Origin of the sequence: Neorhizobium petrolearium (assembly GCF_029854435.1) — a bacterium.
Taxonomy (GTDB): Bacteria; Pseudomonadota; Alphaproteobacteria; order Rhizobiales; family Rhizobiaceae; genus Neorhizobium; species Neorhizobium petrolearium.
Genome location: NZ_CP123000.1, coordinates 1,519,099 through 1,536,119, shown reverse-complemented (window position 1 = coordinate 1,536,119; position 17,021 = coordinate 1,519,099). Strand labels below are relative to the sequence as shown.

Below are 17,021 nucleotides of genomic sequence, written 5' to 3'. Positions count from 1 at the left end.
CCTCCTCCCTGTGAACCGCATCCAGAAGACACGGGCTATCTGTTGGGCACGGTAATCATTGAGCCCTGTCTGTCATTTCTCCCTGTTGGATTGGTCCAACCTTATGATTAAGCGAGACGATCGTCTCGGGCCGACGGGTGATATAGAGGGGCCAAAAGCCAAGGCTAGAGGCCCCGATCACTCTTTGGGCGGAAATGATGTTGGTTTTGTGGAGCCCAATCGACTAATGCAGATCGCTGTCGGGGCGGTTTGAAATCACGCTTGCGAAGCCGCAACGGGCGGGCTCTGGGTAGGATTGAGGCAAGGGACGCTCATGACGCTGTCGCCGTCCTGGAGTTCCGGGACTGCCGCATGATTGGAATAGTCGTCGTTGAATGTCTCCGGCAAGGGAACGCTGTTATCCGACCGGAGATGATCGAATTTCGGATCAGGAAGAAAAATTGCGATGCGCCGCCTTGTGGGTGCAGGTCGGAAAGATGGGCCGGCCGCCGCTCATCGCAATCGATGAAGCCGACCGACATCAGGAATCAGATTTTAGGCCGATCAGGCCTAAAATCATCTTGATCTGGCGGCGGCAGCGCCGCCCTGGCTTCAGCTTCTATTGCTGCGGCGTTCCCATGCCGTCGAGCGCGAGGTTCAGTTCCAGCACGTTGACAAGGCGATCCGCCGTCAGAAAACCGCCGGGCGCGAAAGCCATCCGGTGGATCAGCGCCTCGACTTCCGGCTCGGCCAGGCGGCGCGCCTCGGCAATGCGGGCTGCCTGGTAAAGTGCGGCCCGTTCGGAAATATGCGGATCGAGTCCCGCACCGGACGCAGCAGCAAGCTCCGCCGGCAGGGGATTTTCGGGGGTTGCACCATAGGCTGCGACGATCTCGCGGGCGCGATCCGTGAGATCGGGGCTCGTCGGCGACTTGTTGCTGCCGCCGGCGCCCGCGGCATTGTAGTCGACGGCCGACGGCCGTGGCCAGAAATACTTCGGCTGGCTGAATGGCTGCGCGATAAGGCGGCTTCCGATGATGGTTCCGTCCGGACGGGTAATCAGCGATCCGTCCGCCGTCGCCGGTGTGATCGCCTGACCGACGGCCCAGACGGCCGTGGCGTATCCGGCGACGCAGATCGCCATCGTGGCTACTGTGATCCGGACGCTTGCTAAAAGGGCTTCCATGGTTCTGTCTCCGGATTGATCAGTTCATATAGATGAAGTGTTCGGCGATCGGGCCGAGGGTTGCCGCGGGGAAGAAGGTCAGGGCACCCACGACGAGGATGGTCGCCGCCAGCATGGTTGCGAAAGTGCCGCCCTCGACACTGAGCGTGCCGCTCGACTCCGCACTTCTGCGCTTTGCGGAAAGCGAGCCGACGATCGCGAGCGGCAGAATGATCGGAATGAAGCGCGCGAGCAGCATCACGATGCCTGTCGCCACGTTCCAGGGCACGGTGTTGTCACCCAGTCCTTCAAAGCCGGAGCCGTTGTTGGCCGACGCGGAGGAGAACTCATACAGGATCTCGCTGAAGCCGTGCGGGCCGACATTGTTGAGCACGTCCGCGCCCCACGGCGTCGCCGCAAAGACCGCCGTGCCGCCGAGGATGAAGAGCCCGTGCGCCAGAAGAGCAAGAATGGCGAATTTGACTTCGCGGGCCTCAACGCGCCAGCCCAGATATTCGGGCGTGCGGCCGATCATCATGCCGGCGATGAAGACGCCGACGACGATATAAAGGAACATGTTGATCATGCCGACACCGACGCCGCCGAAGTCTTCGTTCAACCACATGCCGATCATCGGCATCATACCCGCGAGGGGGTTCAAGCTATCGTGCATCGCATTGACCGAACCGTTGCTGGTGGAGGTCGTCAGCACGGACCAGAGCGGACCAGCCGATGCACCGAAGCGCAGTTCCTTGCCTTCCAGATTGCCTGTCGTCTGCTCGATCGGGAGGTCCGCGAACGCCTGGGTCGGAGCGGATTCGAACCAGATGCCGCCGGCAACGCGCAGCAGCACCAGCGCCAGCATGACGCCGAATATCACCGTGGCATGGCGCATGCGGCCAACGATCCGGCCAAACATCCAGACGCAGGCCATCGGAACGAGGATGATCGATACCGTTTCCACGACATTGGTCCAGAAGCTCGGGTTCTCGAGCGGATGCGCGCTGTTGGGGCCGAAGAAACCACCGCCATTCGTGCCGAGCTGTTTGATCGACACGAAAGCCGCCACCGGACCGCGGGCAATCGTCTGCTGCACGCCTTCGAGTGTCGTGGCGACTGCGGCACCGTTAAACGTCATCGGCATGCCGCCGACCACAAGCAGGATGGCGACAATAAAGGCGACCGGCAGGAGTACGAGAAACGATGCGCGCTGCACGTCGACAAAGAAATTGCCGAGCTTGCGTCCGGCAAGGCCGCGCGCCAAGGCGGCAAGCGCCGCGATACCGGTCGCCGCCGACACGAACTGGAGCCACATCAATCCGGCCAATTGCGAAAGGTAGCTGAGCGAGACTTCACCGGAATAGTGCTGCAGGTTGGTGTTCGAGGTGAACGAGGCTGCCGTGTTGAAGATCAGGCTGCCCTCGAGCGCCTCCTTTCCGTCCGGGTTAAGCGGCAGATATTGCTGCAGGGCCAGGATTGAGAAGGTGACGACGAACATCACGACGTTGAAAGCGAGGATGGACACCATGTAGTGCTTCCAGTCCTGCGGCCTTGCCGAAACCGAACCGCCGATCGACCGGAAGAGGCGCGTGAAAGCGTTGGGACGTCCCGATGCGGCACCTTCCGGGTCCATGGCCCAGGTCATGTAACGGCCAAGCGGCCAGGAGATGAGCGCGGTGCCTCCAACGATGAGGACGACGAACAGGATGGGTTGAATTAACATGGAAATTTCTCCGGCATCGTTGGAAATCAAACCCGGTCGGCGGCAGAGGTCATGGCCAGCAGAAGCCAGAAGATCGCCACGCCGAGGAGGAGATAGAGGATAGTCATGTCGAATGTTCCTTCGATCAGGCGAGATGGAGGGCGGTCACGACCAGGTCGATCACCTTGATCCCGACAAAGGGTACGACGAGCCCGCCAAGCCCGTAGATGAGCAGATTGCGCCTCAAGAGCGGCCCTGCGCCGATCGCCTTGTATTTCACGCCTTTAAGGGCCAGCGGTATGAGCACGATGATGATCAGCGCATTGAAGATGATGGCGGAGAGAATGGCGCTCTCCGGCGTCGCAAGCCCCATGATGTTAAGCGCGCTAAGCTGCGGATAGAGCCCGACGAACATCGCGGGAATGATCGCGAAATATTTGGCCACGTCGTTGGCGATCGAGAAGGTGGTCAAGGCGCCTCGCGTCATCAGCAGCTGCTTGCCGATCTCGACGATCTCGATGAGCTTCGTCGGGTCGGAATCGAGGTCGACCATGTTGCCGGCCTCGCGTGCGGCGACCGTGCCGGTATTCATCGCTACGCCGACATCAGACTGGGCGAGTGCCGGTGCGTCGTTGGTGCCGTCGCCGCACATGGCGACGAGCTTGCCCTTGGCCTGTTCCTCGCGGATCAGCTTCAGCTTGTCCTCAGGCGTTGCCTGGGCAAGAAAGTCGTCGACGCCCGCCTCGGCGGCAATCGCGGCAGCCGTCATGGGGTTGTCGCCGGTGATCATCACGGTGCGAATGCCCATGCGGCGCAATTCGGCGAAACGCTCGCGGATGCCGCCCTTGACGATATCCTTGAGGTGGATGACGCCGAGCAGGCGACCATCGCGCACGACCGCGAGCGGCGTGCCGCCGGCCTTCGCGATATCATCCGCGATCGCCTGGATTTCGCGTGTGGCTTCGCTGCCGGCGCCCTTGGCGCTGATCTGGTCGAGATATCTCAGCACGGCGTCGACCGCACCCTTGCGGATGGACGAACCCTCCGAATCGATCCCGCTCATGCGGCTCTGCGCCGTGAACGGGACAAAGGTGGCGTGCAGGCTTTGCATGTCACGGGCACGGATGCCGTATTTTTCCTTGGCGAGAACGACGATGGATCGGCCTTCCGGCGTCTCATCCGCCAGCGAGGCGAGTTGCGCCGCATCCGCGAGCTCCTGCTCGGTCACGCCTTTCACCGGACGGAATTCCGTGGCCTGCCGGTTGCCGAGCGTAATCGTGCCGGTCTTGTCGAGCAGCAGCGTATCGACATCGCCGGCTGCCTCGACGGCGCGGCCGGACATGGCGAGCACGTTGAAGCGCACCAGCCGGTCCATGCCGGCGATGCCGATGGCAGACAGAAGAGCGCCGATCGTGGTCGGGATCAGCGTCACGAACAGCGCGACAAGGACGATCACCGGGATGAAGCCGCCGGCATAGGCGGCAAAGCTCGGGATCGACGCGGTTGCAAGCACGAAGATCAACGTCAGGCCGGCCAGCAGGATATTGAGGGCGATCTCGTTCGGCGTCTTCTGCCGCTCTGCGCCCTCGACCAGCGAGATCATCCGATCCAGAAAGGTCGAGCCGGCAGCAGCGGTAATGCGCACCCTGATCCAGTCGGACAGGACCTGCGTGCCGCCGGTTACGGCGGAGCGGTCGCCGCCCGATTCCCGGATGACGGGCGCAGATTCGCCGGTAATGGCCGCCTCGTTGACCGAGGCGATGCCTTCGATCACCTCACCGTCGGAGGGAATGATGTCGCCGGCCTCGACAAGCACCACGTCGCCAATCTTGAGGCTCGTTCCCGGCACCAGCTTGAAATTCTCACGGCTGCCGTTCGCAAGCAGCTTGGCCTGCGTCTCGGTGCGCGAGCGCCGAAGCGAGTCGGCCTGTGCCTTGCCGCGGCCTTCCGCAACGGCTTCCGCGAAATTCGCGAACAGGATCGTGAACCAGAGCCAGAGGATGATCTGGAAGGAAAAACCGAGATTGCCTGCTCCCGTCGCCGCATCCTTGACGAACAGGACTGTCGTCAGCACCGAAACCGCGGCAACGACGAACATGACCGGGTTCTTGACCAGAGAACGGGGATTGAGTTTCTTGAAGGCGTTCCCGATCGCGGGAACGAGGATGCGGGCATCCATGATGCTCGCTGATCTGTCCTGGCTCATAAGAGGCTCCAGCTTGATATTCTGATTGCGCGTTCCGCACCGCTCAAGCGGATGCGAAGAAATGGGAAAGAAGCGAGACAAGCAGCACGGCGGCCAGCAGCAGAAGCGTCATGCCGAGTATGACGTCCGAGGCGCGAAGATGCGTCCCGGCCTTCGGAGTGCCGAGGTGGGGACCGACACATCTGCGCAGGATGCGGAGCCAGCCGTTCATATCCCGTACGCGCCCGACGCCACCGGCATTGCCTGCCGCCCGCCGATCAAAAGCGCTCCGGTCGAAGCAGGGCATAGATCAGATAAGCACTGACGAAGATAAGCACTGCGGCGCTGAGGCCATAATCGAACACCATTTGGGTCTTCCTCGCATTCTCGTGTTGTCGAGATTCGCCAGGCCCGGACGCGAACACGGGGCGTCCAGCCTCGAAACTGGAAGAAATATGGCTCCGAGTTGCATAAAGGTTCGAGAGGAACCCGCGAGGAGAGAAATAGGAATCCTATAGGAGTTTCACGGATACCGCGGCGAGATGCGGCGCCACGCATCTCCTCTCGGGGATGTGGGGGCTTCCGCTCAGGACGTCAGCCCGTCAGCCCAGGCACGTACCGCTTCCGCCATGGTCGCCAGGTGTTCGGCGACGGAGAAGCCGGAAATCTTCTTGCGCGGCTTCAAATCATGATCACCGTCTTCCAGCCAGAGGATCTCGATCCTGTCGGAGAGCTCGTAACCCGAGACCTCTTCCCGCGTGCCGAATTCGTCACGGGTTCCCTGGCAGATCAGCGCCGGGGTGTTCAGCGCTTTAAGATGCTGCGTGCGAAGCTGCTCCGGTTTGGCCGGAGGGTGAAACGGGTAACCGAGGCAGAGAAGACCGGCGATCTTCCCTTCCGCATGAAGCTCGTCGGCAATCATGCTCGCCACCCGTCCGCCCATGGATTTGCCGCCGATGATCAGTGCGCCCTTGGTGCCGAGCTCGGCGACGGCAGCCCTGTATTCCGGGTTGAGGGTCTCTGCCCTGGGTGGCGGCTTGCGTTCACCCGATATACGGCGTGACGCCATATAGCCGAATTCGAAGCGCGCCACGCGAAACCCCTTCTCCGACAGCGCTTTTGCGGCAGCCGTCATCGACGCCGAATCCATCGGCGCGCCGGCGCCGTGCGCGAGAAGGATGGTGAAGCGCGCATCCCCCGGCCCCTCAATCAGAAATCGGTTCAACATCCTGCTCCCTCAATTTGCCGGCGACGAACAGCCGGCCATAGCTGCGGCCGGCGCGCAAAGGCAAGTCCAACGCAGCCTTCACCGATTCCATCGCCAAAGCAAATAATTAGCCGACTTACGAAACCGAACTTTTCTTCCACAGAAAATCCTTTCTCGCGGTTTCCAGTCTCGCCGTCCACGATTTATGACACATTTATGACAGCCAGAAATACGCAAGGAACCTTGGATGCTCGGCCTTTTCAGAAAACTGCTTCCCCGTGAGGATGCCTTCTTCGATCTTTTCGAGCAGCATTCACACACCGTGGTCGGTGCGGCGGAATCCCTGAACGCCCTGCTCACCGGCAACGATATCGAAGGCAACTGCGCGCGCATCGTAGCGCTGGAGGAGGAAGCCGACGACATCACCCGGGAGGTGCTGCAGGCCGTGCGCCGCAGTTTCATCACACCCTTCGATCGCGGCGACATCAAGGACCTGATCCAGTCGATGGACGACGCGATCGACATGATGCACAAGACGGTCAAGACGATCCGGCTCTTCGAGCAGACGAGTTTCGATCCGTTGATGCAGCAGATGGGCGGCGAAATCGTCAAGGCTTCACATCTGATCGCCGAAGGGGTGCCGCTGCTCAAGAGGATCGGTGCCAATGCGCCGCGGCTCGGCGCGATCGCCGAGGAAATCACCCGTGTCGAAGGCCGGTCGGACGACCTGCACGACCAGGGCCTCAGGGATCTCTTCCGTCGTCATGGGGCCGGCAATGCCATGGGCTTCATCATCGGCAGCGAAATCTACGGTGAACTCGAAAAGGTGCTCGATCGGTTCGAAGATGTCGCCAACGAGATCAGCGGCATCGTGATCGAGAATATCTGATGGATGCCGCCCTCGCCTTTCCTCTTCTTGCAGGCCTCGTCGGTGTCGCGCTTTTCTTCGACTTCCTGAACGGGCTCCATGATGCGGCCAACTCCATCGCAACCATCGTCTCCACCCGCGTGCTGAGGCCGCAATATGCGGTCTTCTGGGCGGCCTTCTTCAATTTCATCGCCTTCCTGTTCTTCGGCCTGCATGTGGCGGAAACGCTCGGCACCGGCATCATCGACCCGCAGATCGTTTCGCCGCAGGTGATATTCGCCGCGCTGATGGGCGCGATCATCTGGAACATCGTCACCTGGGCCTTCGGCATCCCGTCCAGTTCGTCGCATGCACTGATCGGCGGGCTCGTCGGCGCCGGTCTCGCCAAGGTTGGCCTCAGTTCGATCGTCTGGAGCGGGCTCACCAAGACGATTGGCGCGATCTTCATGTCGCCCGCGATCGGCTTTTTCCTGGCGCTCGTCCTGGTGCTGATCGTCTCCTGGCTCTTCGTGCGCCAGACGCCGTTTGCAGTCGACAGCACCTTCCGTATGCTGCAATTCGTTTCCGCCTCGCTCTATTCGCTCGGCCACGGCGGCAACGACGCACAGAAGACCATGGGCATCATCGCGGTGCTCCTCTATTCGCAGGGATATCTCGGCGGCGAGTTTCATGTGCCCTTCTGGGTGGTCATCAGCTGCCAGGCTGCCATGGCGCTCGGCACGCTGTTCGGCGGCTGGCGTATCGTCCACACCATGGGATCGAAGATCACCAGGCTCAATCCGATGCAGGGCTTCTGCGCTGAAACCGGCGGCGCGTTGACGCTTTTCGGCGCGACCTGGCTCGGCATTCCGGTTTCGACGACACACACGATCACCGGCGCGATCATCGGGGTCGGCTCCGCCAGACGCCTTTCGGCCGTTCGCTGGGGTATTGCCGGCAATATCGTCTTCGCCTGGTTTGTCACGCTGCCGGCAGCGGCGCTCGTCTCCGCACTGTTCTACTGGATTGCCGGTCTTTTCCAATGAGACGGCTGCGGCGTGCTATCAGCCAAATTCTTTTCATCGGATGGGAACCATTTGCCGTCTTCACCGTTTGACACGGTTGGTATCCTGGGAGGAGGAAAAGATGCAAACCAGCTGGCAGAAACCTGTTCGCGTCGCATTCGGCCATCTCGGCACGGAGGACGTCCATAGCCCGTTCGAGGCGCTGGCCCTCCTGACCGATCGCTGGCCGGACATGCGTGGACCGCAGTTCGTCAAGGCACGCAGCGTTTGCCGCGCGGCCCTCGACGGGCGCAGGTCGCCGGAGGAGGCGCGCCAGCAGTTCGAGCAGGCTGTAAGCGAAGCTCAGCTGCATCTGAACTGAAGACGCGAACGGTTAAACCTGGGCCGGCTCATCGCCGGCCTTTTCTTATCCGTTCAGATGCCGAGGATGTCAGCCGCGAGCCTCCATGGAGAACCGGAGAGCACGATCGGGGCGAACAGGACAGTAAAGCAAATGCACGGCCCCTGCTCTCCCGCAACCGGCCGGTGGTCGAGCGTTTCATCGGCGATCGAGATGTCCCCCTGCCCGAAATTGCCGCGATGATCGTGAAATTCACCTTCCAGAACCAAAGTCAATTCCAGACCCCGATGACCATGACGGGGAAGTGCCCGGCCCGGCCGCACCCACAACAGGCTCGCCTCGACCTCCCTGGACCTTTCTATGACATGCCGGCGAAATCCGGGCAGTCTGGTTTTCCATGGAATACCGGAGAGGTCGATCCCGGCATAGGCCAGCAGCGACGCGGGAAATGATGCCCCGTGGGAGGGCTTTGGTTCAAGCTCGGGCGGCAGCGGAGCGGAGGCGAAAATCTCCCGCAGCCGACGGTCGCGCGACGCCACCGCAAGCGGCTCGCTCTCGCGCAGGGTCGTGCCGGCCAGCTCCTCCAGAGTCTGGGCGAACCGCGCAGCCGGCGCCTGCATTTCCAGATATGATCCCACAAGGACATGCACCGGCTCCGGAAAGGAACCGGCAACGTAATGCGCGATCAGAAGATCCAACCTATCAAGGTTCTGCAGCATGTCCGTTGGCCAGTTTCGCGCGCGGTATTTAAACACCGCACGATAAAATCACGAATGGCACGGATCAATATTCGCTTCAACAGCATTCGGGACGGGCGTAACAGGAAGTTGATATTACTATTTCCAAGATAATAACGAGCGAGATCTCGGCGCCTGCGCCTCATTACAAAAGCTAAACCTAAAATACCTTTCCCGTTCCTACATCGTTTCGGCGACCTGCCGGTGGGAAGATGGATTTTGTCGAAGCAGGCTCCTTCCGGGAACAGAATTTCTTGCCCTGCGGTGCTTGTGCGCCGAAAAGACCGGGCTTAAATCTCCAAGGAACGACAAGGTATCGCGATGACCTATCATCCCTCCGTCCTCAGCGTGATCGGCAACACACCCCTTATCCGGCTCAAAGGCGCTTCGGAAGCGACTGGCTGTGAAATCCTCGGCAAGGCGGAGTTCCTCAATCCCGGCCAGTCGGTCAAGGACAGGGCCGCGCTCTACATCATCCGCGATGCGGAGAAGAAGGGCCAGCTCAGACCTGGCGGCGTCATCGTCGAGGGCACGGCCGGCAATACCGGTATCGGGCTGACGCTGGTCGCCAAGGCGCTCGGCTACCGCACCGTCATCGTCATTCCCGAGACCCAGAGCCAGGAGAAGAAGGACGCCTTGAAACTGCTCGGCGCCGAGCTGGTCGAGGTCCCGGCCGTTCCTTACAGGAACCCGAACAATTACGTCAAAGTCTCCGGTCGGCTTGCGGAAGAACTTGCCAGGACGGAGCCAGCGGGCGCGATCTGGGCGAACCAGTTCGACAATGTCGCCAACCGCGATGCCCATGCCGAGACGACCGCTCCGGAAATCTGGAACCAGACCGAAGGCAAGGTCGACGGCTTCATCTGCGCAGTCGGTTCCGGCGGGACGCTTGCAGGCGTCGCGATGGGACTGAGGGCGAAGAACCCGAACGTCAAGATCGGCCTCGCCGATCCGGACGGTGCCGCCCTCTACGAATACTACGCCCATGGCGAACTGAAATCGGAAGGCTCCTCGATCACCGAAGGCATCGGCCAGGGCCGCATCACCGCCAATCTTGAAGGCTTCACGCCGGACTTTGCCTACCGCATTCCGGATTCGGAAGCACTGCCGATCATCTTCGACCTCGTCGAGAAAGAGGGCCTCTGCCTCGGCGGCTCGACCGGCATCAACATTGCCGGCGCGATCCGGCTCGCCGGGGATCTCGGCCCCGGCCACACGATCGTGACGGTCCTTTGCGACTACGGCAACCGCTACCAGTCCAAACTGTTCAATCCCGACTTCCTGAAATCCAAGGGCCTGCCGATTCCCGCCTGGCTGACCGGCAAGCGTCACATTCCCGTTCCCTTCGAAACACCCTGACCCCTCCTAAACCAAGAGACAGACATGCCCGTTGATGCTCTCTACCGCGACGACTTTTATCTTTCGACAGCCGAAGCGGAGGTGACCACCATCCACGAAGATGGCGGCATCGAGCTCAATCGCACCTGCTTCTACGCCACATCCGGCGGACAGCCGGGCGACACCGGTTTCCTGGAGCGTGCTGACGGCACGAAGATCGCGCTCGCCCAGACGAAGCATGGCGCCACCAAGGACATTATCATCCACGTGCCGCTCGAAGGCGAACCCCAGCCGCTCGTCGGCGAAAAGCTGACGCTGCATGTCGACTGGCCGCGCCGTTACCGGCTCATGCGCATGCATACCGCCTGTCATCTGCTGTCCGTCGTCTGCCCCTATCCGATCACCGGGGCGGCTGTCGGGGAAGAGGAAGCGCGGGTCGATTTCGATATGAGCGAGACGATCGACAGGCATGAGGTGACCGGCAGACTGATGGAGCTTGTCAATCAGAACCACCCGGTTTACGTCCAATGGATCACCGATGAGGAGCTGATCGCCAATCCGGGTATCGTCAAATCCAAGAACGTCCGACCGCCGCTCGGTCTCGGACGCGTCAGCCTCGTCTGCATCGGCCGGGATTCCAGCGTTGACAGCCAGCCCTGCGGGGGCACACATGTCTCCGAAACGCAGGAGGTCGGCGCAATTCACATCGCCAAGATCGAGAAGAAGGGCAAGGAGAACCGGCGTTTCCGCATAAGGTTCGGCGCACCGGGCGCTGAAGCCTGATTCTTTCGATTCAAATGGAGGTATCCCATGAGCGAAACCAGCCGTTTCGTCGTTTCGTCCGAGTGGCTTCAGAATGCGCTCGGCAGTCCGGACCTCAGGGTCGTCGATGCTTCCTTCTATCTGCCCGCTCAGAATCGGGACGCGGATGCCGAATATGCCGCCGGCCATATCCCCGGCGCCGTCCGCTTCGATCATGACAAGGTCGCGGACCACTCGACGGGGCTGCCGCATATGGTGCCGGCACCCGAGGTCTTCGCCGAAGCGGTCGGGAGGATGGGCATTCGGGAGACCGACCGCATCGTCATCTACGATGGCCCCGGCATCTTCTCCGCGCCGCGCGGCTGGTGGCTGTTCCGCATCATGGGCGCAAGGAACGTCTACGTGCTCGACGGCGGGCTGGATGGCTGGAAGGCAGAAGGCCGGCCGCTTGAAACCGCTGTCCCCTCGCCTGCGCCCGTTGCCTTCATGCCGGAGTTCCGGGTCGATAAGGTGATCGATTTCCAGACCATGCTCGAGATAGTCGGCGACAGCTCGCGGCAGATCGCCGATGCGCGTTCTGCCGGCCGCTTTTCCGGCGCCGAACCCGAACCCCGCGCCGGCATGCGCTCCGGCCACATGCCCGGCGCCCGCAGCCTTCCCTCCGGCACGTTCTCGGTGAACGGCAAGCTCAGGTCGCTGCCGGAATTGAGGCAGGCCATCGAAGACGCAGGCATCGATTTCGGGCAGCCGGTGGTGACGAGCTGCGGCTCCGGCATCACCGCCGCAATCATCACGCTGGCGCTCGAATCCCTCGGCCATGAAGACAATGCGCTCTACGACGGTTCCTGGACCGAGTGGGGCAGCCGCCAGGATACGCCGGTCGTCACGGGCCCACCGTCACCCAAAGCTGCCTGATTGCCATGGCGAAGAAGTCAGCATCGCTCAAAGCTCCTCTCAAGGCCCATGTCACGCAACTGGAAATGACCGCACCGCCCAAGACCAGCCTGCCGGTGCCGGTCAACATCCAGACGGCGATCATCCGCGCACCGAATATTCCACTCCACTACTACCGCTATCTCTATCGGCAGGTGGGTAAGCGCTGGCACTGGTACAAGCGGCTCCGGATGACCGACGAGGAGCTTGCCGCAGCGATCCATGATCCGCACGTTTCGGTTACTGTGCTCTACGTCGATGGCGCGCCGGCGGGCTTCTTCGAACTGCGGCAGGAGAACGAGGAGATCGTCGAACTCTCCTATTTCGGGCTGTTCGAGCGGGCGATCGGGCTTGGCATCGGCAAGTGGTTCCTGCTGCAGGCGCTCTACGCCGCCTGGCAGGACAATCCGAGGAAGGTCACTGTCACCACCAACACGCTCGACCATCCGCGCGCCCTGCAACTCTACCAGATGATGGGCTTCTCGCCCGTCTCGACCTACGAGGCTCTGGTCCAGCCGATGACCGACGCGGAATTGCTCAAAGCACTGGACGCCTGATATCCCGGCAAGAAACGGGTGGTTTTACGCTCCGCTTGGCGGCATCTCTTGGCAACACCGATAAAGGAGTTTTGCCATGACGATCGCCTTCGTAGCCATGCCGACCAAAGATGCAGCTCATCTGTGGAACGGCGGACCCGACGCCTACGGTCACCGTCCGGAGACAAAGGTTTCGGATGGCCCCGGATATCCCTGCCGCCATTGCCTGAAAAACATCGATGCCGGCGAGGAACTGCTGGTCCTTGCCTATCGTCCGTTTCCCGAACTGCAGCCCTATGCGGAAACGGGACCGATCTTCCTGCACAAGCAGCCATGCGAGCGCTATGCGGCGGAAGAGGTCTTGCCGCCGATGCTGTCGAGTTCGGACTACATCGTGCGCGGATACGGCCATGACGACCGCATCGTCTACGGCAGCGGTGCGGTGACGCCGACGGATAAGATCGCCTCCCGTGCGGAGGAATTGCTCGCCCGCGAGGACATCGCCTATGTGCATGTCCGCTCGGCGCGCAACAATTGCTATCAGTGCCGGATCGACAAGGTCGAAGCGCCGGCATTTGCGGATACGGGAATTGCCATCTGAGCGGGAGCGGAACCATGACCAGTCTCGATGCCCGCGCCATCGTCGACCGGATGTTTGCAGTCGAAATGGCCTTCCTGACATCGAATGAAAAAGACATCCGGCAATTGGCGAGAGCTTTCGCGGATGATGTCGTTGTCCGTGAACCCGCATCGCTGCCCTACGGCGGCGACTGGCGCGGCCTCGATGGAATTGCCAGACTTTTCGACAGGATGAACGATGTCTGGAGCAATATGGACTTGAAGGAGCTCCATGTCACGGGAGCGCCGGACCGCATTCACCTCTCCTGCACGCTGACAATGGTGGCCCGTTCCACAGGCAAGAGCATTACACAGCCATTTTGCGAATTCCTCCGCTTCCAGGACGGCCGTCTTGCCGAGGGAATTCCGTTTTACTACGACACCAAGGAACTGCTCGACATCATGGCATGAAAAGAGCCGCCCGAGCGCGGCTGCTCCGGCGGCCTGTCTTCATGCTGTATTGCCGGTATGGGAAAGCGCCGGTGGTAAACCGGCGCTCCGGCAGGAGGATCACGCGTCGTTTTGGTTCCGGTCTTCAGGACCGTCTAGAGCGGGATGAATTTAGGCGGAATCGGCATGGGGATTCCCTTTTGTGAGCAAATCAGATTCACCATTCAGGCCGGTGCAGGAGGCCGGCCAGGATGGCGAGACCCTTTTCGGATGACCTTAGGGACCGTGTTGTTGGTGCAGTGACGCGCGATGGGCTGTCCTGTCGGGCGGCGGCGAAGCGCTTCGGCATCGGCATCAGCACGGCGATCGATTGGGTACGGCGCTTCCGTGAGACGGGCAGCGCCGCCGCCGGCCAGATGGGCGGGCACAAGCCGCGAGCGATCGCCGGTGAGCATCGGGCCTGGCTAATCGAGCGCTGCCGCGCGCAGGCATTCACCTTGCGCGGGCTGGTCGCGGAATTGGCGGAGCGGGGCCTGAAGGTCGACTACCGCTCCGTCTGGATCTGCGTGCATGAGGAAGGGCTGAGTTATAAAAAAAGACGTTGGTCGCCAGCGAGCGCGACCGGCCCGATGTCGCCGCCCGACGCAGCCGCTGGCTGAAGCATCGCCATCGCATCGATCCGGCCCGCCTCGTCTTCATCGACGAGACCTGGACGAAGACGAACATGGCGCCGCTGCGAGGCTGGGCGCCGCGCGGCGAACGGCTGTTCGGCCAGGCTCCCTTCGGCCACTGGAACACCATGACGTTCATTGCCGCCCTGCGCGTTGATCGCGTCAGCGCGCCCTGGGTCATCGACCGGCCGATCAACGCGACGAGCTTCCTCGTCTATGTCGAAAAGGTGCTGGTGCCGGAGCTCACGCCCGGCGACATCGTCGTGATGGACAATCTCGGCTCGCACAAGGCCGCGGCGATCCGCACCGCCATCCGCAAGGCCGGCGCGCGGCTGTTCTTCCTGCCGCAATACTCCCCCGATCTCAATCCGATCGAAAAGCTCTTCGCCAAGATCAAACACCGGCTACGCGAGGCGCAGGCCAGAAGCCGCAACGCCATCCATGACGCGCTCGCAACCATCCTCCAAACCGTTTCTCCAAAAGAATGCCAGAACTATTTCAACGAGGCCGGATATGAACGGATCTAAAATCATCCCGCTCTAGGTCTTCCGCGATATCAAGCAGCAGCTTGACGATCTCTCCGGCCTTCTTCTCGTCCGTTTCGAGCTTGCGGGCGATCACCTCGCGCAGGTTCAGCATGGCGGCGTCGATGCTGCGGGGCAGAACAGGGCCGCCGTCGCCGCCACGGCGCTGCGACCGCTCCTGCTTTTCACGGATGCGTTCGGCGAGCTGCGACAAACGATCGAGGATGGTCGAGGCAAAGCTGCGGTTCTCGTCGAGATATTTGCGTCCCTCGTCGGTGATCGCATAACGCTTCTTGTTGCCGTCGGCTTCGGCGGTCACGTAGCCCGCCTCCTCGAGATAGGTGAGCGTCGGATAGATGACGCCCGGGCTCGGCGCATAAAAGCCGTAGGTCAGGTCCTCGATGTGCTTGATGATCTCATAGCCGTGGCGCGGTTCCTTCTCGATCAGGGCCAGCACAACGAGACGCAGATCCCCCTGCATCAGGAAACGGCCGATGCGGCCGTCGCCCTCGTCACCGAAACCGCGACCGCCACCCGGTCCCCCACGACCGCCAAACCCGCGACCGAACCCGCCACCGCGCATGGCGAACATTTCCTCGAAACCTCTTCGGTCGCCGCGTTCGCCGCAGCCGTTCCGTCCATCAAATTTGTGTCCAAACATCGTTATCTCCTTCAGACTATCTTTCGATATATCTAAAGATAGTCCGTTGGTCGATTTCGTCAACAACTTCGATATATCGAAATTATATCTGGTTGATTTTAAAAGCAGAAAAAGCGCCAACAGAAGCCTGCCGGCGCTTTTTGTAAGGGTCAGCGATCAATCAACGCGATGGTTTACGATGTCTTAGATATATCGAAACCTACGACTCACGCCACATTCAGCAGGCTTTCCGGCGCAAAGGCCTCGTAGCCCAGCGCTTCGGCAACCGCCCGGTTGGTTATCCTGCCCTTATGGACGTTGAGGCCGTTGCGCAGGTGCTTGTCCTCGGCAATCGCACGCAGGCCACGGTCGGCAAGTGCCAGGCCATGCTGCAGCGTCGCGTTGTTCAACGCATGGGCAGAGGTGACCGGCACGGCGCCCGGCATGTTCGCCACGCAATAGTGCACGATGCCGTCGACCTCGTAGGTCGGTTCGGAATGGGTCGTCGCATGCGAGGTCTCGAAGCAGCCGCCCTGGTCGATCGCGACGTCGACCATGACCGCGCCCTGCTTCATGCCGGAGAGCATCTCGCGGCTGACAAGTTTCGGCGCGGCGGCGCCTGGAATGAGAACTGCCCCGATGACGAGATCGGCGGAGAAGACTTCCTCCTCCACCGCGTCGATGGTCGAATAGCGGGTATGGACGCGGCCGTTGAAGATATCGTCGAGCTGGCGAAGCCGCGGCAGCGAGCGGTCGATGATGGTGACATCGGCGCCGAGGCCGGTCGCCATCTTGGCCGCATGCAGGCCTACGACGCCGCCGCCAATGACCGCGACCTTCGCCGGCAGAACGCCCGGCACGCCGCCGAGCAGGATGCCGCGGCCGCCATTGGCTTTCTGCAGCGCGGTTGCACCCGCCTGGATCGCCAGGCGCCCGGCGACTTCCGACATCGGCGCAAGCAGCGGCAGGCCGCCGCGCTCGTCGGTCACCGTCTCGTAGGCGACGGCGGTCACGCCGGATGTGATGAGGCCCTTGGTCTGTTCCGGATCGGGAGCGAGATGGAGATAGGTGTAGAGGATCTGGCCTTCACGGAGTTGCACCCATTCCGTCGGCTGGGGCTCCTTGACCTTTACGATCATGTCGGATTTTTCGAAGATTTCTTTCGCCGTGCCGACAATCCTGGCACCGGCGGCGATATAGGCGGCATCGTCCGCGCCAATTCCGGCGCCCGCCTTGGTTTCGATCAGGACCTCGTGGCCATGGGCCACATATTCACGCACCGCGCCGGGCGTCAGGCCCACACGGTATTCATGGTTTTTGATTTCCTTCGGGCACCCGACACGCATACAGCGTTCCTCTCAGTTTGGTGGCTTTCGCCGGTTTACGTTCCCAAATCCAGAAAACCAGAGAATCGGTGAAATG

General features: G+C 61.5%; 19 protein-coding genes. 10 read left to right on the top strand and 9 right to left on the bottom strand.

The features are described from left to right. Positions 1–598: 598 nt before the first annotated feature. The 6 genes from QEO92_RS07870 to QEO92_RS07845 all read right to left on the bottom strand — a co-directional run bounded on the left by QEO92_RS07870 (position 599) and on the right by QEO92_RS07845 (position 6,259). On the bottom strand, positions 599–1,165 hold the full coding sequence (locus QEO92_RS07870; protein WP_227702647.1) for a potassium-transporting ATPase subunit C: 567 nt from the start codon (positions 1,163–1,165) through the stop codon (positions 599–601). Between the two features lie 19 nt (positions 1,166–1,184). Further along, positions 1,185–2,867: a potassium-transporting ATPase subunit KdpA gene (gene kdpA, locus QEO92_RS07865; RefSeq protein ID WP_200883909.1), complete on the bottom strand. Its 1,683-nt coding sequence runs from the start codon at positions 2,865–2,867 to the stop codon at positions 1,185–1,187. A 124-nt stretch (positions 2,868–2,991) separates the two neighbouring features. Further along, a complete protein-coding gene (kdpB, locus tag QEO92_RS07860; protein WP_037146280.1) occupies positions 2,992–5,052 on the bottom strand; it encodes a potassium-transporting ATPase subunit KdpB in 2,061 nt (686 codons plus the stop codon). A gap of 43 nt (positions 5,053–5,095) precedes the next feature. Continuing rightward, the gene (locus tag QEO92_RS07855) at positions 5,096–5,263 is read right to left on the bottom strand and encodes a hypothetical protein (RefSeq protein ID WP_161784733.1); all 168 of its coding nucleotides are present in this window, start codon (positions 5,261–5,263) and stop codon (positions 5,096–5,098) included. Positions 5,264–5,309: 46 nt separating this feature from the next. Then, entirely contained in the window at positions 5,310–5,399 is a 90-nt protein-coding gene (gene kdpF, locus QEO92_RS07850) for a K(+)-transporting ATPase subunit F (protein ID WP_081952684.1), read from the bottom strand. A 218-nt stretch (positions 5,400–5,617) separates the two neighbouring features. After that, positions 5,618–6,259, bottom strand: a complete 642-nt coding sequence (locus QEO92_RS07845) for an alpha/beta hydrolase family protein (protein WP_227702646.1) — start codon at positions 6,257–6,259, stop codon at positions 5,618–5,620. 226 nt (positions 6,260–6,485) lie between these two features. On the opposite strand from QEO92_RS07845, the gene QEO92_RS07840 reads away from it, so the two are divergent. From QEO92_RS07840 to QEO92_RS07830, 3 genes are all read left to right on the top strand, one after another. Further along, positions 6,486–7,127: a DUF47 domain-containing protein gene (locus QEO92_RS07840; protein ID WP_037146276.1), complete on the top strand. Its 642-nt coding sequence runs from the start codon at positions 6,486–6,488 to the stop codon at positions 7,125–7,127. Next, complete coding sequence (locus QEO92_RS07835) at positions 7,127–8,131, top strand: inorganic phosphate transporter (protein ID WP_037146274.1); 1,005 nt, start codon at positions 7,127–7,129, stop codon at positions 8,129–8,131. The genes QEO92_RS07840 and QEO92_RS07835 overlap by 1 nt, the downstream gene beginning before the upstream one ends. Positions 8,132–8,231: 100 nt before the next feature. Beyond that, positions 8,232–8,471 carry a DUF982 domain-containing protein gene (locus QEO92_RS07830; RefSeq protein ID WP_037146272.1) on the top strand — a complete coding sequence of 80 codons (240 nt, stop codon included), beginning with the start codon at positions 8,232–8,234 and terminating at the stop codon, positions 8,469–8,471. Positions 8,472–8,524: 53 nt separating this feature from the next. Here the strand turns inward: QEO92_RS07830 and QEO92_RS07825 are convergent, their stop codons facing one another. Continuing rightward, positions 8,525–9,169, bottom strand: coding sequence for a cupin domain-containing protein (locus tag QEO92_RS07825; protein WP_280107503.1), 645 nt, complete (start codon positions 9,167–9,169; stop codon positions 8,525–8,527). 339 nt (positions 9,170–9,508) lie between these two features. Here QEO92_RS07825 and QEO92_RS07820 point away from each other — a divergent pair, with 339 nt between their 5' ends. The 7 genes from QEO92_RS07820 (at position 9,509) to QEO92_RS07790 (ending at position 14,962) form a co-directional block, all read left to right on the top strand. After that, positions 9,509–10,546 carry a cysteine synthase A gene (locus QEO92_RS07820; protein WP_227702645.1) on the top strand — a complete coding sequence of 346 codons (1,038 nt, stop codon included), beginning with the start codon at positions 9,509–9,511 and terminating at the stop codon, positions 10,544–10,546. A 24-nt stretch (positions 10,547–10,570) separates the two neighbouring features. Beyond that, positions 10,571–11,308: an alanyl-tRNA editing protein gene (locus tag QEO92_RS07815; protein ID WP_227702644.1), complete on the top strand. Its 738-nt coding sequence runs from the start codon at positions 10,571–10,573 to the stop codon at positions 11,306–11,308. 27 nt (positions 11,309–11,335) lie between these two features. Next, a complete protein-coding gene (gene sseA, locus QEO92_RS07810) occupies positions 11,336–12,202 on the top strand; it encodes a 3-mercaptopyruvate sulfurtransferase (RefSeq protein WP_227702643.1) in 867 nt (288 codons plus the stop codon). A 5-nt stretch (positions 12,203–12,207) separates the two neighbouring features. Then, a complete protein-coding gene (locus QEO92_RS07805; protein WP_037146261.1) occupies positions 12,208–12,777 on the top strand; it encodes a GNAT family N-acetyltransferase in 570 nt (189 codons plus the stop codon). A gap of 76 nt (positions 12,778–12,853) precedes the next feature. Further along, entirely contained in the window at positions 12,854–13,357 is a 504-nt protein-coding gene (locus QEO92_RS07800) for a DUF1203 domain-containing protein (RefSeq protein ID WP_227702642.1), read from the top strand. Between the two features lie 14 nt (positions 13,358–13,371). Continuing rightward, positions 13,372–13,785 carry a nuclear transport factor 2 family protein gene (locus QEO92_RS07795; RefSeq protein ID WP_227702641.1) on the top strand — a complete coding sequence of 138 codons (414 nt, stop codon included), beginning with the start codon at positions 13,372–13,374 and terminating at the stop codon, positions 13,783–13,785. Positions 13,786–14,015: 230 nt separating this feature from the next. Further along, positions 14,016–14,962, top strand: a protein-coding gene (locus QEO92_RS07790) for an IS630 family transposase (RefSeq protein ID WP_407720929.1) whose coding sequence is annotated in 2 segments (ribosomal slippage) — positions 14,016–14,354 and positions 14,357–14,962 — 945 coding nt in all. Because the reading frame shifts where the segments join, the coding sequence is not laid out codon by codon here. Here the strand turns inward: QEO92_RS07790 and QEO92_RS07785 are convergent. After that, a complete protein-coding gene (locus QEO92_RS07785; RefSeq protein ID WP_227702640.1) occupies positions 14,934–15,620 on the bottom strand; it encodes a PadR family transcriptional regulator in 687 nt (228 codons plus the stop codon). The genes QEO92_RS07790 and QEO92_RS07785 overlap by 29 nt on opposite strands. A gap of 206 nt (positions 15,621–15,826) precedes the next feature. Next, positions 15,827–16,945, bottom strand: a complete 1,119-nt coding sequence (gene ald, locus QEO92_RS07780; RefSeq protein ID WP_227702639.1) for an alanine dehydrogenase — start codon at positions 16,943–16,945, stop codon at positions 15,827–15,829. Positions 16,946–17,021 lie beyond the last annotated feature (76 nt).